We start from the raw sequence: 20,218 nt of genomic DNA, 5'->3' as shown, positions 1-20,218 counted from the left end.
GGAGTTGAACCGCTCCTCACGACCCTCCGGGCGTGAGAGCACGCCGCACCTCGCGCACCATCTCCGCCCCGCACCGATCGACCAAAACGCGTTCTCACACAGTCTCGGTGGGAAGGAGACATGCCGTTGCTGATGCGAAAGATATCGAAGCAGACATTCGGTGCATCGAGCACGCAATTATCCGCAAAGGGAGCTTCGCTACCCTTTCGGGCAATCCGCTCGGCGAGGACTGTCGGCCGGGCCTGGGCGGCGTGATCGGCACATAATGGAGTCGAGTGCTGCGAAATTCTCGGCCGGTCCGAGAGCGTGCTGTACAAGGGCGACAATCGCCTCGCCCTCGCGTTTGGTCATGGCCTCGGCGGTCTCCACGAACTGACCGTGCCCCCATACGGTCCAGAGTGCGCCAAGTTCGCCGCTGATCCGCACGGCCGCCGTGTGGAAATCATTCTCCCCCGCCGGGTACACCTTCGCTCGGCAGACGATCGTTGCTTGCCTGGGCGTCGAGGGCACGGGATTCCTCGGTCGGTCCTCGCCGACGCAGTTCAAGTGCTTCTGCGCTTCGCGCAGGTCGACCAGCCTGAACCGATTGACGGGAAGGGCTTGTAGAACGGCGGCCCCCGGATTGTCGCAGACTGACCGCGACCACTCGCGGGTCAGCAGGGGGCAGAGTGTGATCTGCCGCGTGTCGAAGTCGTTTAAACCATAGGGTCTGACCACGATCGCGAGCGAAGAGAAGAGTCTAGGATGGTCGGGTGTCGCTGCCTCGCGCAGCAGCGTGTCCGCTGCACGCGACGCCTGCTGCGTGTCTCGCTCAGGATTGAGGGAGAAGGACGGACCGCGGTAGGCGTACTCTTCGAGGGCAATGAATGGGAGTACAAGATCGTGCTCCGCGATCGAGACATGAACGTTGGCAGCAAGACGATGCACGTCAGGGGCGGGCCGAGTGCCGTCCTCATCACAGGCCGATAGTGTAAGGCCGATAGCCGCAATCATGGCTATAGATTGAGGGGATAAGCAGATACGTTGAACTAATCTCATCCGGCTAATTTAGCATTGATGTGTGAATGGTAGCTTTCCCGGTGCGAGTGCAGCCGAGTAGATGTCCGCAATGGAGCGAAAGCGGCTCCTCGCGTGGTCAAGCTGATCGGGTTTTGACCCTCGGGGCGCACGATCGGATCCGGCGGCATCACAGGTCGAGCGCCATCGACAGCAGGTAGGTCCGGGGCGCGCCCTGGAAGAACGTGCCGAACGAGGCCACGCCGGTCCAGTACCGCGCGCCGGTGACGTTCAGCACGTTGGCACGAAGCGTCACCTGCCGCCCGTCCAAGAGGGTGGTGTAACGCAGGCCCAGATCGAGGCGCGTCCAATCCGGCAGGGACTGGGTGTTGGCGGCATCGACGAACTGCCGCCCCGTATGGATCACGGCGCCGCTGAGACTGAGACCCGGCATCGCCGGCAGATCCCACTCGGCGCCGAGGTTGAGCTGGAGGCGAGGCACGCCGATCGGCGTGTTCCCGACATTGGCGGCGACGGCCGTCCTCGTCAGAACCCCGTCGAGCAAGGTGAGACCGCCGAGCACCCTGATGTCCGGCGCGACTTCGCCGTAGATGCTGAATTCCAGGCCGCTGACACGCTGCTCGCCGGTCTGGGCGAAGCGGTTCTGCGGACCGAGTTCGCCGATCGGCCGTGTGATCTCGAAGGCGCTGAAGGTCGTGCCGAGCCGGCCGAAATCCAGCTTCACGCCGGCCTCCACCTGCTGCGCCACGTAGGGCGCGAGGATCTCGCCGACATTGGCCGCCGCAGCCGGGGCCACGTCGCCGCGGCTCAGGCCCTCAATGTAGTTGCCGTAGAGCGAGACGTTCTCCCACGGCCGCACCACCAGGCCGACGAAGGGGCTCGTCGCGCTCCTGTCGTAGGAGGAGGCCAGCGTGCCGACATTCGAGACGTAGTTGTGCGCCTCGATGCCCTGCCGACGCACGCCGAGCGTCAGCAGGATGCGCTCGTCGAAGACCGACAGGGTGTCGGCGACCGAGAGCCCCGTCAGCGTGCTGTCGGACAGGCGCGGCCGGGAATCGATCACGGGGGGCGCGATGAGGGGCACGAGCACCGGATCGTAGATGTTCGACAGGTAGCTGCCGCGCCCGGCCGGGAGGCGGCGGGCGGTGTCCTCGCTGTAGCGGGACGCCTGCACGGCGAAGGCGTGGCGGACGAAGCCGGTGTCGAACCGGGCACGGAACCCGCCGTCGAACGTCGTGCGGCCGACGCCGAGATCGTAGAATTGCGGGGTCGTGGTGGTGTCGCCGCGGGCGTTGGTGATGGTTGGGGCGGACGCGAAGTAGCGCTCGACATTGCTGATCGAGCCGCCGACATTGCCGAACAGCGTGATCTGGTCCGTGAGGTCGTATTCCAGGCGCAGCAGACCGCCGCGATCGTCGATATCCGAGTATTCCCAGGGCTGCGTCAGGTTCCGGCGGCCGTCCGGCGCCCTCGGCACGGGAACACCGGCCCGCAGGAGGAACGGACGCAAGGGGGCGTCGAACCGGTCGGTCTGCGCCAGCAGGTAGAGCCAGGCCCGGAACCGGTCGCCCTGATAATCAAGGGCCAGCGCCCCAACGCCCGTCGTCTCGCTCTGCCGGTCGAAGGGCGTGTTTCCGCCGCGCAGGCTGCCGATGAAGCGGGCCCCCCATTCGCGGTTCGCACCGTAGCGCCGCGCGACGTCCAACTGCCCCCCGCCGCGCGCGACCGAGCCGTAATCGAGCGTGAGGCGCGTCACTTCCTCGTTGGCGCGCTTGGGCACGATGTTGATGACGCCGCCGATGCCGCCGTTGGGCGAGACGCCGGACAAGGCGGCCGCCGGCCCCTTCAGAACCTCGATGCGCTCGACGTAGTCGGTGAAGACGCGAAAGCTCGGGGCGACGCCGTAGACGCCCTCGAAGGCGAATTCGCCGCTGGTGTTCTCGTTGATGGGGAAGCCGCGGATGTAGAACGAGTCGAACGGTGCCCCCGTCGTCTGCGTCGCGCGCACGGACGGGTCGAGGGCCAGCGCCTCCGACACCGTGCTCGCCTGTCGGTTGCGGATGAAGGTGTCGGTGTAGCTCGTGACGTTGAAGGGCGTCTTGGCCGTGGCAACGTTTCCGAGCAGGCCGAGCCGGTCGCCCTGGGCCACTTGGCCACCGGCATAGGGAGCGGGAACCTGCGATGGGCCGGGGACGGCGGGGCCTGTCGGCCGCCCCTCGACCGAGAGTTCATCCAGCACGACGCCGTCCGTTGTGCCGGCGGGGGCTGCGAGCTGAACGTAGCGTGGGTTCACCAGCGTGATCGTCGAGGTGTCAACGGCGCGGTAGCTCAGGCCGGTCCCCTCCAGGACCTTGGTCAGGGCTTCGAGGGGCTGGAACTCGCCGTCGATGCCATCGGTGAACCGGTCTTCGGTGAGTGCCGTTTGATAGGCCAGCTTCAGGGGAACCTGCTTGGACAGAACGGCCAGGGCGGGTTCGAGCGGTCCTCGCTCGATCGAGATCCTGATGCGCGCGGCCGCGTTCTCGGACAGCCGTCCGGCAACGGGGATCGGACCGCGGGCGAGGCTCACCGGCTCAAGGGCTTGAGATGGCCGGTCGGCGGAGATCCGTTCCTGCGCCGCCGCGGCGTGAGCCATCAGGATCAGCGGCACGCCCGCCAGGGCTTGCCAGCGCCGCAATCCGACCCAACGATCCTGCATCCTCATACCCCGCCTGTCCGTCCACGGGGCGGCGCGCTCTCGCGTTCTCTTGATCCCCTGCAGCGGTAGACAGGCGAGCCGCGAAACTCCTGACCTTCGGCGCGAAAATTTTCCGGATGGATCTCAACCGTTTCCGGTTGATCGCTTCGGATTGTGCCGGACTCCGTCATCGCGAGGATGACGACCGAGGGTATCAACCGGACGCCGTCTCAGGAGGCCGGTCGGACGAGGATCAGGAGCGGCGTCAGCCGGGTGAGGCGCAGCCCCATCGCCGCGGCCAGCACGTCGAGCGACGCGTCGGTGTCGCGCAGGTCGAGCGTCCCGCTGAAGCGGCGGCTGCCGAGGGCTGAATCCGTCAGCAGGAGGCGACCGCGCCGGTAGCGTTCCAGTTCGCTCAGGACCTGGGAGAGCGGCTGACCCGAGACGGTGAGCTGGCCCTCGCGCCACGCGATCGCCCGCGCGACGTCGCCCGCGCGGGCGAGAGGACGGCCGTCCTCGCCCCGAACCGCGACCTCGCCGGCCCGGAGCCGCGTCTCGCCGGCGCTGGTCGCCACATCGACCCGGCCCTCGGCCACGCCGACAGGGACGGCCGCGCCATCGACCCGGACGAAGAAGCGCGTCCCGACTGCGCGGGCCCGCACCCCGTTCCCGCTCACGACGAAGGGGCGCCCGGCATCGGGCACGACATCGAACACCGCCTCGCCCCGCAGCAGCGCGACGCTGCGCTCACTGTGCGTGAACCGCAGAGCCAGGGCCGTATCGGTGTTGAGATCGACCCGGCTGCCATCCGGGAGGGTGGTCGTCTCGATGCCGCCGCGATCGGTCCAGGCATCCGCCCGCATCCGGTCGACCCAGCCGAGCGGATCACTCAGCAAGGCGCCCAGGCCGAGGGCGGCGGCGACCGCCGCGAGACCCTTCGGCAGGTGAGGCCGCCGCGGATTGGGGGCCCGCTTCATCGTGCGGCGCCACGCCTCCATCTCGGCATAGGCCTCGGCATGGGCAGGGTCGGCCGCGCGCCACGCCTCGAAGGCACGATGGTCGGCTTCCGTCGCGTCCGTGGAGGAGAGGCGCGCGACCCAAAGGGCGGCCTGCTCATAGACCGGATCCTCGGCCTCCTCCGGCGCGTCCGGGGGCGTGCGCTCGTTCATCCCGCTGTTCTTGCCGGTTCTCGTTCGCGCTCGTCTCGCATGCCCGTCCGGGTCGGTGCGAGTCCCGTCTCTCGTAAAGACCGGCGAGGTTGGAAAATCCTGATGTGCCGCCTTCAGAAAAAGTCGCGGCAGGTGCGGCGGGTGTGAAGGAACGCCTTCATCAGGTGCTTCTCGACCATGTTGCGGCTGATCCCCAGCCGCGCGGCGATGACGCCGTTGGGCAGGCCGTCGAGGGTGCTGAGCAGGAAGACCTCGCGGCAGCGCGGCGGCAGCCTGTCGATGGCGGACGCGACAAGGCGCAACTGCTGGCGCGCGATGACCTGCTGCTCGGGCCGTGCCTGCCCGTCCGCCACCTCCGCGAGGTCGAGGTCCGTCAGCGGGGAGAACAGCCCCTTCTCGAGACGGCGCCGCGCCCCGAGATTGAGCGCGACGTTGCGCGCCACGAAGAACAGGAAGATGCGCGGCTGCTCGATCTCCGTTCGGTCGAACGCCTTCACGAGGCGCAGATAGGTTTCCTGCGCCGCGTCGGCCGCATCGGCCGGATTGCCCAGCAGACGCGTGAGGAAGCGCTGCAGCCGCGCGCCCTCACACCGATGCAGAGCCTCGATCAACCCCGCCGACATCCCACCAACCCCGAACCCACGAAGGCGCGCGACGGCACCGCTCCTGGCCGTTACGAGAGACGTAAAACACGCATTGAACAAGTCCGGGAAGATAGTTTGTATGTGTTCTAGAGTATTCTTCTAAATCAAAACAAGCCTTTGAAGGCTTTGCGGGAATCGATTGCCGGAGAGTTTGTTCTTCTATTGTGCCCATCTTGGGCGGGTCCGCAAAAACGACATATGTTGCCGCAGGGCAACGCCCGGTCGTTTCCGATCGCCCGCGCCCGGTCGTCCATCGCGAGGCGGCCCCGGACAGGATCGCGAAACGAAAAAACCTGCGGCACCCGTTCGGGGCCGCAGGTGGTGGGTCGTTCGGAAGGCTGGCAGCTCGTACCAAATCCGGTTGATCCCTTCGGGATGGCGGATTTGGGCTTCGCTCAAGCGCCGCGCGGGCTGGCTGATCCGCTCCCCGCTCCGATCGAGCGGAGACCGTATCAGGCGATGGCGCGCTTGGCCTTCGCCTTCGGCTTGAGAACCGCATCGACGGGGAATTCGATATCGACGCCGAGCGTCGAGACGCCCTCGCCCCGCTCCAGCTTGATCTGCACCTTGTCGCGCTCGACCGTGACGTGCTTGGCGATCACGTTCAGGATCTCTTCGCGCAGGGTGATGATCAGGTCGGGCCGTCCGTTCTCCACGCGCTCGTGCGCGAGGATCAGTTGCAGGCGTTCGCGGGCGACCGAACCGGAGCCGCGCGGCTTGAGGAAGGTCAGGACACTCATGCGGCCCTCCGTGTGAACAGCTTGTTGATCAGGGATTTGCGGTCAGACGGGATCGCCATCGGCACGGTCTCGCCCTTCAGGCGACGCACGGCATCGATGTAGGCGCGGGAAGGCGCGCAGAGCGGGTTGTTGAGCGTCACCGGGCAGCCGACGTTCGAAGCGCGCAGCACTTCGAGGCTCTCCGGGATGATGGCGAGCAGCGGGATCGAGAGGATCTCGAGCACGTCATCGACCTTGAGCATGTCGCCGCGGTCGGCGCGGGCCGGGTCGAAGCGGGTCAGAATCAGGTGCTTCTCGATCGTGTCGCCGCGCTCGGCGCGCACGGTCTTCGAGTCGAGCAGGCCGATGATCCGGTCCGAGTCGCGCACCGAGGAGACCTCGGGGTTCGTCACCACCACGGCGACGTCGGCGTGGCGCATGGCGAGCTGGGCGCCGCGCTCGATGCCGGCGGGGCTGTCGCAGACGATCCAGTCGAACTTCTCGCGAAGCTCGCCCATCACGCGCTCGACGCCCTCATCGGTGAGCGCATCCTTGTCGCGGGTCTGAGAGGCCGGCAGCAGGGAGAGGTTCTCGAGGCGCTTGTCGCGGATCAGCGCCTGCGGCAGCTTGGCGTCGCCGTTGGTGACGTTGATCAGGTCGTAGACCACGCGGCGCTCGGCGCCCATGATCAGGTCGAGGTTGCGCAGGCCGACGTCGAAATCGACCACGCAGACCTTCTCGCCGGCCTGCGCCAGCGCCGCACCGAGCGCTGCCGTCGTGGTGGTCTTGCCGACGCCGCCCTTACCGGACGTGACACAAAGAACCTTGGCCATTCTCGTTTCCCCTTAACCCAAGGCTGCAATCTTGATCGCGCCGCCGTCGGACCAGATCTGGACCGCTTGGCCGCGCAGGTGAGTGCCCATATCCTCGGCCGTGCGGACGAGGCGGTCGATGCCGAGAAGCTCGGGCTCGAACTTGCGGCAGTAGATGCGTGCGCGGGGGTTGCGGGCGGCGCCCGCGATGGCCCGCCCGCGCAGGGCGCCGTAGACGTGGATGGAACCGCCCGCGAGGACCTCGGCGCCCGAGGACACCGAACCCATCACGGTCACGTCCCCCTCGCGGTGGACGATGCTCTGGCCGGAGCGCACCGAGCCCTCGATGGTGAGGGAGGACACGCCCGGCTTGTCTTCCTCGAACGCCGGCGCCTCGAAGGCATCGCCGACGGGACGGCCGCCGACGAGCCGCGGTGGAAGGAGCGAGGGCAGCGGGGCCTCCGCGCCCTCGATGCCGAGGATGCGCAGTTTCCGCGCCGACAGCTCGGCGATCAGGGTCTCCAACTCGGACGGCGCGGGCTTGAGGCCGGCGACGTCGAGGATCACGGCCCGGTCGTCGAACAGCGTGGCCGATCGCTTCAGGGCCGCGTCCAGAAGGGCGAGCCAATCGGCGAGGGGGGCTTCCGGCGCCAGCGAGACGGCGCGGAACACGCGGCCTCGCAGGGGCAGTGAAGGACGGGTGGGAGCGGGGCTGGTCACGGGCGTTGACGTTTCCTTACCGACACACCCATTGACCGCCCGGATGGTTACCGACGGGTTAATTTTTGGGCGCACCGGGCAAGAATTGCCGGGCAAGATGTTCCCACCACACCCCTTCGATTCGGAAAACTCTCGGTTGGGCAGGGGCTTGGCCGAAATCGGCCTTCGGAAACAACCTTCGAGCCGGCCTGTGCTTGTCGGATCGCCGGATCCTGTGATCGGCGCGAATCAGGCAATCCGGCCACACGGCATCGCCGCATAAGCGCGCAATTGTCTTGTGCCAGCGCGGATTAACGGGGCCTTAGGTTCGTAAAAGCCATCATTTGTTGAAGCGCCGCCGTCGTGCAGCGCATTTGCCATTCTGGATCAGCGTTATGCGTGCCGTCGCCCATCTCTCCATCGTCGCCAAGCTCGGTGTCGTCTTCGCGCTGGTCATCCTCGCGGTCTGCGGGTCCACATTCATCAGTTGGCGTAGCCTCGGCACGATTGAGGAAACCAACCGATGGCGCGACCACACCTACCAAGTGCTCTTGGAACTCGACCGGTTGACGGGCAGCATGGTGGACCGGGAGACGGGCCTGCGCGGCTATCTCGTCTCGGCCGATGCTGCCTTCCTCGAACCGTTCCATGCCGGAACCAAGGCTTACGGCGAGACGCTGGGGCGGTTGCGCAACCTCGTCGCCGACAATGCCGAGCAATTGCGCCGCCTCGACGCCCTCGATGCGGCCGCCGGCCAATGGACCCGCGACGTCGCCGAGCGCGAGATCGCGCTGATGCGCGACGAGGCGACCCAGGAGCAGGCCCGCCGGATCGAGGCGTCCGGGGCCGGCAAGACCGCCATGGACACGGTGCGCAAGGTCGCCGCCGCGATGGCCGGCGCCGAGGCGGCCCTGCTGGAGACGCGCGCCCAGGTCGCCCGGGAGGCCGCGAGCGCGTCCCGCCTCGCCGTCGGCGCGGGCCTCGCGGCGCTTCTGCTCGTCGCCGGTCTCGGCATCCTGCTGCTCAACGGCTTCGTCGCGCGCCCGATCCGCCGCATGACCGGGCTGATGAGCCGCCTCGCGGAAGGCGATGCCGGCGTCGAAATTCCCTTCCGCGAGCGACGCGAGGAGGTCGGGGCGATGGCGAACGCGGTTCAGGTGTTCAAGGACAACCTGATCCGCACCCGTGCCCTGGAGGAGGAGACCGCGCTCGCGCGGGCCGGCGCCGAGGCGCAGCGCAAGGCGGCGATGCGCGAGATGGCCGACAGCTTCGAGCGGGCGGTGAGCGGCACCGTCTCGGCCGCCGCCACCGAGCTGCAGGCGACCGCCCAGAGCATGGAGGGCACCGCCTCGCAGACGGCCTCCCAATCGAACGCCGCCGCGGCCGCCGCGGAAGAGGCCGCAGCCAATGTGGGGACGGTCGCCGCGGCCGCCGAGGAACTCGGCGCCTCGGTGCAGGAGATCGCCCGGCAGGTCACCGGTTCGACCGCGTTGGCGCAGAAGGCCGTTGTCGAGGCCGAGGGCACCGCGCAGCTCGTGCAGGACCTGAGCGTCGCGGCCGCCAAGATCGGCGACGTGGTGGGCCTGATCTCCACCATTGCCGGGCAGACCAACCTGCTCGCGCTCAACGCCACCATCGAGGCGGCCCGCGCGGGTGAAGCCGGCCGCGGCTTCGCGGTCGTCGCCGCCGAGGTCAAGGAGCTCGCCAACCAGACCGCGCGGGCGACGGACGAGATCTCCGGTCAGATCGGGCAGGTGCAGACCATCACCGGACAGGCCGTCAACGCCATCGGCGACATCGCGGCGCGCATCCGGGAAATCGACGGGCTCGCCGGATCGATCGCCGCGGCGGTCGAGGAGCAGGGGGCGGCGACCCAGGAGATCGTGCGCAACGTCTCCGAGGCGTCCGCCGGCACCGGCGCGGTCACGGGCAACGTCGCCAGCGTCGCGGCGGCGGCCGAGGAGACCGGTGCGGCGGCGAGCCAGGTGCTGACCTCGGCCTCCGAGCTGTCGCGCCAGTCCGAGCACCTCGACGGCCAGGTCCGCCACTTCCTCCACACGATCCGGGCGGCCTGAGGCGAGCATCACCTTTTCCGGTTCTTCGATCCGGTTCGAGCGCATCGCCTCTCCCCGCATGTGGGAAGAGGAGGGGAGCCGCGGCATCCGGGGGGAGGTTCCGGACATGGTTCACATGCAAAAAGGCCCCGGTGCGCTGGCTGCACCGGGGCCTTTCCGTGTTCGTTGAGAGCGAAACGGCTCGTTTTAAGCCGTCAACGCTTCCTTCGAGCGCTCGAAGCGCTTGCGGTCGTTCGGGTCGAGGTGGATCTTGCGCAGGCGGATCGACTTCGGCGTGACTTCCATCAGCTCGTCGTCCTGAATCCAGGCCAGCGACTTCTCCAGCGTCATCCGGATCGGCGGCGTCAGGCGCACGGCCTCGTCCTTCGAGGTGGTGCGGATGTTGGTGAGCTTCTTGCCCTTGAGCACGTTCACTTCGAGGTCGTTCTCGCGGTTGTGCTCGCCGACGATCATGCCCTGATAGACCTTGGCGCCGGGCTCGATCATCATCGGGCCGCGGTCCTCGAGGTTCCACATGGCGTAGGCCACGGCCTCGCCCTTGTCGTTCGAGATCAGCACGCCGTTGCGGCGGCCGGCGATCTCGCCCTTGAAGGGCTCGTAGGCCTTGAACAGGCGGTTCATGATCGCGGTGCCGCGGGTGTCGGTCATCAGCTCGCCCTGGTAGCCGATGAGGCCGCGGGTCGGAGCGTGGAAGACGAGCCGGAGCCGGTTGCCGCCCGAGGGCCGCATCTCGATCATCTCGGCCTTGCGCTCGGACATCTTCTGCACGACGACGCCGGAATACTCCTCGTCGACGTCGATCACGACTTCTTCGACCGGCTCCATCACCTCGCCGTTCTCGTCCTTCTCTAGGACGACGCGCGGCCGGGACACGGCGATTTCAAAGCCCTCGCGGCGCATGGTCTCGATCAGGATCGAGAGCTGCAGCTCGCCGCGGCCGGAGACGTAGAACGAATCCTTGTCGGCGGCTTCCTCGATCTTGAGCGTGACGTTGCCCTCGGCCTCCTTGAACAGGCGGTCGCGGATCATGCGGCTCGTGACCTTGTCGCCCTCGGTGCCGGCCAGCGGCGAATCGTTGACGATGAAGGACATGGTGACGGTCGGCGGGTCGATCGGCTGGGCCTGGATCGGCTCGTTGACGGCCGGATCGCAGAAGGTGTCGGCCACGGTGCCCTTGAGCAGACCGGCGATGGAGACGATGTCGCCGGCCTCGCCCACGTCGATCGGAGCGCGCTCCAGGCCGCGGAAGGCGAGGATCTTCGAGACGCGGCCGGTCTCCACGACCTTGCCGTCGCGCGAGAGCACCTTGATCGACTGGTTCGGCTTCACCGTGCCCGAGGCGATGCGCCCGGTGATGATGCGGCCGAGGAAGGGGTTGGCTTCGAGCAGCGTGCCGAGCATCCGGAACGGACCCTCCTCGACGCGGGCCTGCGGCACGTGCTTGAGCACGAGGTCGAACAGCGGCGCGAGGCCGACATCCGGCGAAGCGTCCGGCGAATCGGCCATCCAGCCGTTGCGGCCCGAGCCGTAGAGGATCGGGAAGTCGAGCTGCTCGTCGGTGGCGTCGAGCGCCGCGAACAGGTCGAACACCTCGTTGACGACCTCGTTGATGCGCGCATCCGGCCGGTCAACCTTGTTGATCGCGACGATCGGGCGAAGGCCGATCTTCAGCGCCTTGCCGACCACGAACTTGGTCTGCGGCATCGGGCCCTCGGCGGCGTCGACCAGCACGATCACGCCGTCGACCATCGAGAGGATGCGCTCCACCTCGCCGCCGAAATCGGCGTGGCCGGGGGTGTCGACGATGTTGACGCGGGTATCCTGCCACACGACCGAGGTCGCCTTGGCGAGAATCGTGATGCCGCGTTCCTTCTCGAGGTCGTTCGAGTCCATCGCCCGCTCCTCGACCCGCTGGTTTTCGCGGAAGGTGCCCGACTGCTGGAGCAGCTTGTCGACCAGCGTCGTCTTGCCGTGGTCGACGTGGGCGATGATGGCGATGTTGCGCAGCTTCATCGGGGGTCTCGGAAACGTTCGAAAAACGTGGAGCCCGGCCATAAAGCGGCGTGTCGCGGGCCGTGCTTCGACGGTCGTGACGCCAGGGTACGGATTCGGGCGGTATCGCGTCGCAATATAAGGTGTCGCTCGATCCGGCAAGGGCGTGCGGACGAGGGCGGGCAAGAACATCCCTGCGAGGAGGGCATGTCTGTCGTCGGATAAGGGTGGGGCGGACATCCGCCGTTGCCGGCTCCGGATCATGGGGCCAAGGTGCGGGGCGGCCTCGTCCTGCGGTCGCGCTGCCCTCCGGGACGATCCGAATGACCGCGTTCAAGGATCACTTCTCGACCAACAATGCCGGCTATGCCGCGCACCGCCCGGCCTACCCGCCCGCCCTGGTGGATTTCCTGGCGGACGCGGCGCCGGACCGGGATCTCGCGCTGGATGTCGGATGCGGAACGGGCCAGCTCTCGACGCTCCTCGCCCGGCGGTTCGCACAGGTCGTCGCCATCGATGCCAGTGCCGGGCAGATCGCGGCGGCGGCGCCGGTTGAGCGTGTGCGCTACCATGTGGCTCCGGCCGAGCGTCCCGGCCTGCCGGATTCGAGCGCCAGCCTCATCACCGTCGCGCAAGCCGCGCACTGGCTCGACCTCGCGCCGTTCTACGACGAGGTCCGCCGCGCCGCCCGGCCGCGAGCGGTCCTGGCTCTCATCACCTACGGCGTGCTCCACCTCGCCGACGCGGCGGCCGACCGGGTCGTGCGGCACTTCTACGAGGACGTGATCGGGCCTTTCTGGCCGCCGGAGCGCAAGCATGTCGAGGACGGCTATCGCGCCTTGCCCTTCCCCTTCGCGGCACTGGAGACCCCGGCCCTCGATATCGAGGTGAGGTGGAGGCTCGCGGACCTGATCGGCTATGTCGAGACGTGGTCGGCGGTGCGGGCCGCCGAGACGTCCGTCGGGCGCGGACCCATCGAGAGGTTCCGTGCTGATCTCGCTGCGGCGTGGGGGGAGCCCGACACGATCAGGGACGTGCGCTGGCCTCTGTCGCTCCGGGTCGGGCGGGTTCGGGACACGTGAGGCGCCTCGGTACCATTCCCACCACCATTTTATTTTGGCCCGCGACGGACGCCCGGCCTGAGCCGGGGCGGGCCTCCACCTCGGCAAGCTGCACTCCATGCGCGCCACTTTGCTGTTGAGGAATGCAGCCTCCTGGCCGGACGCCCAAGGGATCTGCCATAAGCTTGCGGGCATGATCCCCGCGCCGCGAACCTGCCCGTGACCGACCGTCCTCCGATCCGCTTCCGCGGCCGCTCCTTCCTGGCGATGGTGCTGGCCCCCGTGCCGCCGATCGACCAGTGGCTCGCCGAACTCGATGCGCTCAAGCAGCGGGCGCCCGCCTTCTTCGCGGTGCGGGCGATCATCCTCGACGTGACCGGCCTGCGCTTCGAGCGCTCGGATCTCGCCCATCTCTGCGAGGAGCTGAACCGGCGCTCGATCACCATCCTCGGCATCGAGGGGATCGGCCCGACCTCGCTCGGGCCGGGCTTCCCGCCGCCGCTGGTGGGCGGCAAGCCGGTCGAGGACATCGCGCCGCCGGAGTCCGGTGCGGCAGCGTCCGCTCCCGCCGAGGCGCCGACGGCCCAGGCTGCGGCTCCCGCCCTGGTGGCCCCCCCGGCCCCGCCCCGGCCTCGCTCCTTCGTTCTCGACGCGCCGGTGCGCTCGGGGCAGGTGATCCAGCATCTCGACGGCGACGTGACCGTGCTCGGCTCGGTGGCCTCCGGCGCCGAGGTGATCGCCGGCGGCTCGATCCACGTCTACGGCGCCCTGCGCGGCCGGGCGATCGCCGGCGCCGTGGGTGATCCCGCCGCACGCATCCTCGCCCGCAAGTTCGAGCCGGAACTCATCGCCATCGACGGTCTTTACAAGACCGCCGACGATCTCGGCGGCAGCCGCTGGGGCCAATCGGTGCAGGCGCGGCTCGAAGGGGATGCGATCGTCCTCGTGCCGCTCGACTGATGTCGCGGCTCCGGATCGATCATTCATCGTGCGGTGCATCCACGGCGGCATTCCGCCGGCCTTTCGGCTCACGTGGCGGAAATCCGCCGCCCCCGGATCGGAGCACGCATCGTCCCGGCTGAAAAAACGAAATTCTCTACAAGCGGTTACGAGAAGATCGGCGTATCCTGCATGGCTGGCATGCGCCGTGCAAAAGGGAGAGGGCTATCTGCGCCGGCCGTAGAGCCGGGCCATCAGGGAGAAGCCTCTTGCCCGTTTGCCGTCCTCTCACACGCCGCCGCCTCGCCACCCTCGCTGTCGCGACGGCCGCGATGCTCGCACCATTTCCGCTCTCCGCGCAGGAAGTGATCCGCGTCGGCAACCTGAAGCTCGCTCACTTCGCCGGCGTCTCCTACGTCAAGGAGATCGCCAAGAACTGCGGCATCACCGTCGATCTCAAGATCTTCGCCAAGGGCCCGGACATCATGCAGGCGATGCTCGCCGGCGAACTCGATGTCGGCGCAACCGCCTCCGAGGCCGCGATCTCGGCCCGCGGCAACGGCGCCCAGGTCTACATCGTTGGCGGCTTCGCCAAGGGCGGCGCCCGCCTGCTGGCGACGCCGGAATCCGGCATCAAGTCGGCGGCTGACCTCAAGGGCAAGAAGGTCGGCGTCACCCGCGGCTCGATCCAGGAGGTGCTGCTCGGCGCCGAGATGGCCAAGCACGGCCTGAAGAACCGCGACGTCAACCTGATCTTCCTCGGCTATCCCGACCTGAACCAGGCGCTGCTGCAGAAGCAGGTCGACGCAATCATGCAGACCGAGCCGCAATCGGCCCAGGCCATCGCCCGCGGCTTCGGCGTCGAGGTGATCAAGCCCTACGACACCCCGGTCGGCTCACCGATCCGTACGCTGGTGATGACGGAGAAGTTCTACAACGAGAAGAAGCCGGCTGCGGCCAAGTTCATGGAATGCTTCGTCAAGGCCCAGAAGACCTTCATGGACGACCCGAAGGCCGCCGAGACCTTCGTCACGCAAGACGTGTTCAAGGGCCAGCTCACCGGTCCCGAGTTCCAGGACGCGCTCGCCAACTCGCCCTACACCCTGGAGATGAGCGCCGACCACATCCAGAAGACCACCGACGTCATGGCCGAGCACGGCATCGGCAAGATGTCGAAGCCGGCCAAGGCCGTCGATTGGGTGAAGCTCGATCTGCTGGAGGCCGCCAAGGCTTCCGCCGGCACGAACTGAGGAGGCTCAGTCGATGAACGCCTCCCGTCTCAAACCCCTGGCCGAGGGGTTCGCGGTTCCCATCGCCGTCCTCCTGATCTGGCAGCTTTCCTGCACGGCCGGCCTCGTCAACCCGATGGTGCTGCCCTCGCCGGCGGCGGTCGCGGTGCGATGGTGGTCCTATCTCGCGCCGCTCGAAGACTACGATCCGGCGCACGGCTCGTGGTTCCTCTGGCTCTTCTCCGGCGAGATGCTGCACGATGCCATGGCCTCGCTGTACCGGGTCGTCGTCGGCTTCGCCGTCGGCGCCGGACTCGCCCTGCCGCTCGGCCTGTTCATGGGCTCGAGCGACCTGATCTACCGCCACATCAACCCGTTGATGCAGGTGCTGCGGCCGATCCCGCCGATCGCCTACATCCCGCTCTCGATCCTGTGGTTCGGGCTCGGCAACGCGCCCGCCGTGTTCCTCATCGCCATCGGCGCCTTCTTCCCGGTGCTGATGAACACCATCGCCGGCGTGCGGCACGTGGACGGGATCTACATCCGCGCCGCCCGCAGCCTCGGCGCCAGCCGGATGACGATCTTCCGGCGGGTCATTCTGCCGGCGGCCACCCCCTACATCCTGTCGGGCGCGCGGATCGGCATCGGCACCGCCTTCATCGTGGTGATCGTGGCCGAGATGATCGCGGTCAACAACGGCCTCGGCTTCCGCATCCTGGAGGCGCGCGAATACTTCTGGTCCGACAAGATCATCGCCGGGATGCTGACCATCGGCGCGCTCGGCCTCGTCATCGACATGGCGGTCAGCCGCCTCAACAACCACCTGCTCCGCTGGCACCGCGGCCTGGAATCGTGAGGTCTCCCATGTCCGTGCAACCGCATCCCATCGCCTCCGTGACGCAGGACGCCGTGCCCGTCGCGCCGCCGATGGCCTCCACCGCCGCGCCGCACATCGTGGTCTCGGGCGTGGACAAGGTCTTCCCCGTCCCCGGCGGCGAGGTCGTCGCCCTCAAGGACATCGACCTCACCATCAACCGCGGCGAGTTCGTCTGCCTGCTCGGGCCCTCGGGCTGCGGGAAGTCGACGCTGCTCAACGCCATCGCCGGCTTCTCCCACCCGACCCGCGGCGGCATCGCCGTCGAGGGCCGTGCCGTGTCCGAGCCCGGTCCCGACCGGGGCATGGTGTTCCAGGAATACGCCCTGTTTCCCTGGATGAGCGTGGCGCAGAACATCGCCTTCGGTCTCGAGATCAAGGGCATGGGCCGCGCCGCGATCGAGGCGCGGGTGGCCGAACTCCTCGATATGCTCAAGCTCGCCGAGTTCCGCGACCGCTTCCCCAAGGATCTGTCCGGCGGCATGCGCCAGCGCGTGGCCATCGCCCGCGTGCTGGCGCTGGACAGCCCGGTGATGCTGATGGACGAGCCCTTCGGCGCCCTCGACGCCCTGACCCGCCGCTCGCTCCAGGATGAGCTGCTGCGCATCTGGGCGGCCACCGGCAAGACCATCGTGTTCGTTACCCACTCGATCGAGGAATCGATCTATCTGGCCGACCGCATCGTGGTGCTGACCTACCGCCCCGGTACGATCAAGCGCGACATTCGGGTCGAGCTGCCACGCCCGCGCGACAGCGCCTCGGCCGCCTTCAACGCCCTGAAGCGCGACCTCTCGGCGCTGGTGACGGCCGAGCAGCACCGCTTCGAGGAGGTGGAGATGAAAGGGCTGACGACGGATTGAGCATCGACGCCGCGGCTTCCTTCCGCCGCGGTGCGAGGTCGGCCGACGTCGCGCTCTGGATTGCTTCGGCTTCGCCTCGCAATGACGGTTCAGACCATCCTCACCGTCATTGCGCGCGGAGCAACGCAATCCAGCGGCGCAGCGTTGCCATGTTAGGCTCCGGGGTCGCCTGCCGCGCATCACGGCGGCGACTCAAAGCCTTGTCTGCTCCATGAGACACATCCCCTTCCCCCGCACCAAGGCCGTGCGCGCCCTGCTCCTCGCCGTTCTGGCGCTGGCGGCGCTTCTCGTCGTGATCAAGGCCGGCGACGTGGCAGAGGACCGCGTCGCCGCCAGCCTCGCCGGCGATGCCCGGCAGCGCGCGGAGATCTACGCGCAGAGCCTGGAGGGCGCCATCGAGCGCTTCGGCTTCCTGCCCGCGGCGGCGGCCCTCGATCCGCGGGTCCGGGCGCTGCTGGCCGCGCCGGAGGATCCGGCGCAGGTCGCCACCGTCAACGCCTATCTCAAGCGGCTGAGCCGCGAGGCAGGCGCCGGCGTCGTCTACCTGCTGATCCCTTCCGGACTGACCATCGCCGCCTCGAACTGGGACACGCCCCAGACCTATGTCGGCCAGGACTTTTCCTACCGGCCCTACTTCACGGAGGCGCGCGGCGGGCGGGTCGGGCGGTTCTACGCCATCGGCACGCTCACCGGCGTGCCCGGCTACTTCATCAGCGCCCCGGTCATCATCGACGGCACGGTACGCGGCGTGGTGGCGACCAAGGTCAGCCTCGATTCCGTGGAGGCGATCTGGCGTGAGGGCACCGACCGCGTGCTCGTGGCCGACGAGAACGGCATCGTCTTCCTCGCCTCCGACCCTGCCCTCAAGTTCCGCGCGACCAAGCCGCTCGACGCCGCCGCCCGCGCGCGCATGGAGCGGACGCGCCAATACGGGCGCGACGACTATCGCGCGATCGGTTTCGGCCGGACGGAAGAGGTGGGCGGCGTGCCGCTGGTCAGCCAGTCGGAGGCGGCGCCGCGGGGCCGCGCGCTGTTCGAGCAGCAGGCGATGCCGGCCTATGGCTGGACACTGCTGCTCTTCGCCGACGCCGGGCCGGTGGCGATCGCCGGGCGCAGCGCGCGGGTTGGGGCGATCCTGGCCCTGATCGTGCTCGGCCTGATCGGCCTCTACGGCAGCCAGCACCTGCGGCGCGTGCGCGAGAACCGGGCAGCGCAGCGCGAGCTGGAGGCGAAGGTCGCGGCCCGCACCGCCGACTTGCGCGCGGCCAATCTCAGGCTGGCGGGCGAGATCGAGGAACGGACCCGCGCCGAGGGCGATCTGCGGGAGACGCAGGGCGAACTGGTCCAGGCCGCCAAGATGGCGACGCTGGGCCAGATGGCGGCCGGCATCACCCACGAGCTGAACCAGCCGCTCGCCGCCCTGCGGGGCTTGGCCGACAACGCTTCCGCCTTCCTGCGCCAAGGCCGGGAGGCAGAGGCGGCGGCCAACCTGACCCGCATCGTCGCCCTGGTGGACCGCCTCGGCAAGATCACGGGGCAGTTGCGCAGCTTCTCCCGCCGCTCGGGGACGGAGCGGGTCGCGGTCGATGTCGGCATGGCCGTCTCCGAGAGCCTCGCGATCCTGTCGTCCCGCATCCGCGACGCGGGCGCGCGGGTGACGACCGATCTCGATCCGGCGGCGCAGTGGGTGGTATTCGAGCCGATCCGCCTGTCGCAGGTGCTGATCAACCTCGTCGGCAACGCCCTCGACGCGGTCAAGGGCCGTCCGGGCGCGGAAGTCGCGGTGCGGGCCTGGGCCGGCGACGGGCATGTCGTGCTCAGCGTCGAGGATAACGGGCCGGGCCTCGATGCGGCGGCGCTCAATCGCATCTTCGATCCGTTCTTCACCACCAAGCCGGCGGGGGAGGGGCTCGGACTCGGCCTGCCGATCTCGCTCGCCATCGCCCGCGAGTTCGGGGCGAGCCTCCAGCCCCGGCCGATGGCGGGCGGGGGTCTCGCCTTCGACCTCGTGATGGACGTGGCGCGCGAGATGGCTCAGGACTCGGCCGGGATGGCCCCGCCGGAGAGGGGGCGCCAGAGGATACCGCATGTTTCCTGAGGCCGAGCCGGCCGCCACCCTGCGCGTCGTGTTGATCGACGACGAGGAGATGGTCCGCCTGTCCATGGAGCAGGCGCTCCAGCTCGGCGGCATCGCTGTCGAGGCTTTTCACAGTGCCGAGGCGGCGCTCCCGGCCATCACCCGCGACTTCTCCGGCATCGTCGTCAGCGACGTGCGCCTGCCGGGCCATGACGGCCTCGCGCTGCTGGCGGAGATCCGCCGCCGCGATTCCGAATTGCCGGTGGTGCTCGTCACCGGCCACGGCGACATCGCCATGGCGGTCGCCGCCATGCGCGAGGGCGCCTACCACTTCATCGAGAAGCCCTTCGTCAACGACGCCTTCGTCGAGGTGGTCCGGCGCGCGCTGGAAAAGCGGGCGCTGGTCATGGAGAACCGCCGCCTGCGCCGCGCCCTCGACCGGGGCGAGGCGCCGGGCAGCGCGGTGGAGCGCTGCCTCGTCGGCCAGTCCCCCGTAATGCGGCGCCTGCGTGAGGACATCGCCTCGCTGGCCTCGGCAGCGGCCGACGTGCTGGTGCTCGGCGAGACCGGGGCCGGCAAGGAACAGGTCGCCCGCGCCCTGCACGAGGGCGGGGCACGGGCGGCCAAGCCCTTCGTGGCGATCAATTGCGGCGCCATCCCCGAGAGCATGTTCGAGAGCGAGATGTTCGGCCACGAGGCCGGTGCCTTCACGGGAGCGGGCAAGCGCCGCATCGGCAAGGTCGAGCATGCCAGCGGCGGCACCCTGTTCCTCGACGAGGTCGAGAGCATGCCGCTCGCCCTTCAGGTGAAGCTGTTGCGGGTGCTCCAGGAGCGGCGGGTGGAGCGGCTCGGCTCCAACACCGGCGTGCCGGTGGACCTGCGGGTGGTCGCCGCCACCAAGGAGGATCTCGACGCGCTCTCGGAGGCCGGGCGCTTCCGCCGCGACCTGTACTTCCGGCTCAACGTGGTGACGCTGACCCTGCCCCCCTTGCGCGAGCGCCGCGAGGATATCCCGCTCCTGTTCGAGCGCTTCCTCGTCCAGGCGGCGGTGAAGTACCAGCGTCCGGTGATCGAGGTGCCGCCGTCGCTGCGCCGTTCGCTGATGCTCGCCGACTGGCCGGGCAACGTGCGCGAACTCAAGAACGCCGCCGAGCGGGCCGTGCTCGGCTTCCTCAGCCCGGATCTCGCCGGCGGCCCCGAGGCGGCGCCGGGGCTCGACGCCCTGCTCGACCGGGTCGAGCGCCTCGTCATCGAGGACGCGCTGAAAGCCTCCGGCCAGCGCATCGCCGAGGCGGCCCGGGCGCTCGGCCTGCCGCGCAAGACCCTCTCCGACCGCATGCGGCGTCTGGGCCTGAGCGCGGGCGATTAGAGCAT

Annotated in this window: 16 protein-coding genes; 8 read left to right on the top strand and 8 right to left on the bottom strand. The window is 68.6% G+C overall.

The features are described 5' to 3' along the window. Positions 1 to 198: 198 nt before the first annotated feature. The 7 genes from MFF24_RS18460 to minC (MFF24_RS18430) all read right to left on the bottom strand — a co-directional run bounded on the left by MFF24_RS18460 (position 199) and on the right by minC (MFF24_RS18430) (position 7,710). Positions 199 to 993 carry a hypothetical protein gene (locus tag MFF24_RS18460; RefSeq protein ID WP_238226243.1) on the bottom strand — a complete coding sequence of 265 codons (795 nt, stop codon included), beginning with the start codon at positions 991 to 993 and terminating at the stop codon, positions 199 to 201. A gap of 193 nt (positions 994 to 1,186) precedes the next feature. After that, complete coding sequence (locus MFF24_RS18455; RefSeq protein WP_283214521.1) at positions 1,187 to 3,715, bottom strand: TonB-dependent receptor; 2,529 nt, start codon at positions 3,713 to 3,715, stop codon at positions 1,187 to 1,189. 209 nt (positions 3,716 to 3,924) lie between these two features. Beyond that, positions 3,925 to 4,863 carry a FecR family protein gene (locus MFF24_RS18450; RefSeq protein ID WP_238226241.1) on the bottom strand — a complete coding sequence of 313 codons (939 nt, stop codon included), beginning with the start codon at positions 4,861 to 4,863 and terminating at the stop codon, positions 3,925 to 3,927. A gap of 113 nt (positions 4,864 to 4,976) precedes the next feature. Continuing rightward, positions 4,977 to 5,486, bottom strand: a complete 510-nt coding sequence (locus tag MFF24_RS18445) for an RNA polymerase sigma factor (protein WP_108939128.1) — start codon at positions 5,484 to 5,486, stop codon at positions 4,977 to 4,979. A gap of 473 nt (positions 5,487 to 5,959) precedes the next feature. After that, positions 5,960 to 6,247 (bottom strand): cell division topological specificity factor MinE, encoded by a 288-nt coding sequence (minE, locus tag MFF24_RS18440; RefSeq protein ID WP_056197183.1) that lies wholly within the window; start codon positions 6,245 to 6,247, stop codon positions 5,960 to 5,962. Next, entirely contained in the window at positions 6,244 to 7,059 is an 816-nt protein-coding gene (gene minD, locus MFF24_RS18435) for a septum site-determining protein MinD (RefSeq protein WP_003602600.1), read from the bottom strand. The genes minE and minD overlap by 4 nt, the downstream gene beginning before the upstream one ends. Positions 7,060 to 7,071: 12 nt before the next feature. Next, positions 7,072 to 7,710 carry a septum site-determining protein MinC gene (gene minC, locus MFF24_RS18430; protein WP_238226253.1) on the bottom strand — a complete coding sequence of 213 codons (639 nt, stop codon included), beginning with the start codon at positions 7,708 to 7,710 and terminating at the stop codon, positions 7,072 to 7,074. Between the two features lie 422 nt (positions 7,711 to 8,132). Here minC (MFF24_RS18430) and MFF24_RS18425 point away from each other — a divergent pair, with 422 nt between their 5' ends. Continuing rightward, positions 8,133 to 9,812 carry a methyl-accepting chemotaxis protein gene (locus tag MFF24_RS18425; RefSeq protein WP_238226239.1) on the top strand — a complete coding sequence of 560 codons (1,680 nt, stop codon included), beginning with the start codon at positions 8,133 to 8,135 and terminating at the stop codon, positions 9,810 to 9,812. 186 nt (positions 9,813 to 9,998) lie between these two features. On the opposite strand, the gene typA is transcribed toward MFF24_RS18425, so the two are convergent. Further along, entirely contained in the window at positions 9,999 to 11,825 is a 1,827-nt protein-coding gene (gene typA / locus MFF24_RS18420; protein WP_108939125.1) for a translational GTPase TypA, read from the bottom strand. A 302-nt stretch (positions 11,826 to 12,127) separates the two neighbouring features. Here typA and MFF24_RS18415 point away from each other — a divergent pair, with 302 nt between their 5' ends. The 7 genes from MFF24_RS18415 to MFF24_RS18385 all read left to right on the top strand — a co-directional run bounded on the left by MFF24_RS18415 (position 12,128) and on the right by MFF24_RS18385 (position 20,213). Continuing rightward, positions 12,128 to 12,886, top strand: a complete 759-nt coding sequence (locus MFF24_RS18415; protein ID WP_238226237.1) for a class I SAM-dependent methyltransferase — start codon at positions 12,128 to 12,130, stop codon at positions 12,884 to 12,886. 198 nt (positions 12,887 to 13,084) lie between these two features. Then, a complete protein-coding gene (gene minC / locus MFF24_RS18410) occupies positions 13,085 to 13,825 on the top strand; it encodes a septum site-determining protein MinC (protein WP_238226235.1) in 741 nt (246 codons plus the stop codon). 311 nt (positions 13,826 to 14,136) lie between these two features. Then, positions 14,137 to 15,054 (top strand): ABC transporter substrate-binding protein, encoded by a 918-nt coding sequence (locus MFF24_RS18405; RefSeq protein WP_238226233.1) that lies wholly within the window; start codon positions 14,137 to 14,139, stop codon positions 15,052 to 15,054. 13 nt (positions 15,055 to 15,067) lie between these two features. Continuing rightward, complete coding sequence (locus MFF24_RS18400) at positions 15,068 to 15,889, top strand: ABC transporter permease (RefSeq protein WP_238226230.1); 822 nt, start codon at positions 15,068 to 15,070, stop codon at positions 15,887 to 15,889. A gap of 8 nt (positions 15,890 to 15,897) precedes the next feature. Then, complete coding sequence (locus tag MFF24_RS18395) at positions 15,898 to 16,767, top strand: ABC transporter ATP-binding protein (protein WP_108939120.1); 870 nt, start codon at positions 15,898 to 15,900, stop codon at positions 16,765 to 16,767. Positions 16,768 to 16,987: 220 nt separating this feature from the next. Next, the gene (locus MFF24_RS18390) at positions 16,988 to 18,865 is read left to right on the top strand and encodes a sensor histidine kinase (protein ID WP_308445606.1); all 1,878 of its coding nucleotides are present in this window, start codon (positions 16,988 to 16,990) and stop codon (positions 18,863 to 18,865) included. Next, positions 18,855 to 20,213: a sigma-54-dependent transcriptional regulator gene (locus MFF24_RS18385; RefSeq protein WP_238226226.1), complete on the top strand. Its 1,359-nt coding sequence runs from the start codon at positions 18,855 to 18,857 to the stop codon at positions 20,211 to 20,213. Before MFF24_RS18390 ends, MFF24_RS18385 begins: the two co-directional genes overlap by 11 nt. Positions 20,214 to 20,218 lie beyond the last annotated feature (5 nt).

The organism is Methylorubrum aminovorans (genome assembly GCF_022179725.1).
Classification (GTDB): Bacteria; Pseudomonadota; Alphaproteobacteria; order Rhizobiales; family Beijerinckiaceae; genus Methylobacterium; species Methylobacterium aminovorans.
This window is presented reverse-complemented; position numbering and strand designations above follow the sequence as displayed.

Bases quoted from the DNA above. Each gene is read 5' to 3' on its own strand.
- MFF24_RS18455 (WP_283214521.1), bottom strand. From the start codon at position 3,715: ATGCAGGATCGTTGGGTCGGATTGCGGCGCTGGCAAGCCCTGGCGGGC.
- minE (WP_056197183.1), bottom strand. From the start codon at position 6,247: ATGAGTGTCCTGACCTTCCTCAAGCCGCGCGGCTCCGGTTCGGTCGCC.
- minD (WP_003602600.1), bottom strand. From the start codon at position 7,059: ATGGCCAAGGTTCTTTGTGTCACGTCCGGTAAGGGCGGCGTCGGCAAG.
- MFF24_RS18385 (WP_238226226.1), top strand. From the start codon at position 18,855: ATGTTTCCTGAGGCCGAGCCGGCCGCCACCCTGCGCGTCGTGTTGATC.
- MFF24_RS18400 (WP_238226230.1), top strand. From the start codon at position 15,068: ATGAACGCCTCCCGTCTCAAACCCCTGGCCGAGGGGTTCGCGGTTCCC.
- MFF24_RS18425 (WP_238226239.1), top strand. From the start codon at position 8,133: ATGCGTGCCGTCGCCCATCTCTCCATCGTCGCCAAGCTCGGTGTCGTC.
- MFF24_RS18395 (WP_108939120.1), top strand. From the start codon at position 15,898: ATGTCCGTGCAACCGCATCCCATCGCCTCCGTGACGCAGGACGCCGTG.
- typA (WP_108939125.1), bottom strand. From the start codon at position 11,825: ATGAAGCTGCGCAACATCGCCATCATCGCCCACGTCGACCACGGCAAG.
- MFF24_RS18460 (WP_238226243.1), bottom strand. From the start codon at position 993: ATGATTGCGGCTATCGGCCTTACACTATCGGCCTGTGATGAGGACGGC.
- MFF24_RS18415 (WP_238226237.1), top strand. From the start codon at position 12,128: ATGACCGCGTTCAAGGATCACTTCTCGACCAACAATGCCGGCTATGCC.
- MFF24_RS18405 (WP_238226233.1), top strand. From the start codon at position 14,137: ATGCTCGCACCATTTCCGCTCTCCGCGCAGGAAGTGATCCGCGTCGGC.
- MFF24_RS18445 (WP_108939128.1), bottom strand. From the start codon at position 5,486: ATGTCGGCGGGGTTGATCGAGGCTCTGCATCGGTGTGAGGGCGCGCGG.
- MFF24_RS18450 (WP_238226241.1), bottom strand. From the start codon at position 4,863: ATGAACGAGCGCACGCCCCCGGACGCGCCGGAGGAGGCCGAGGATCCG.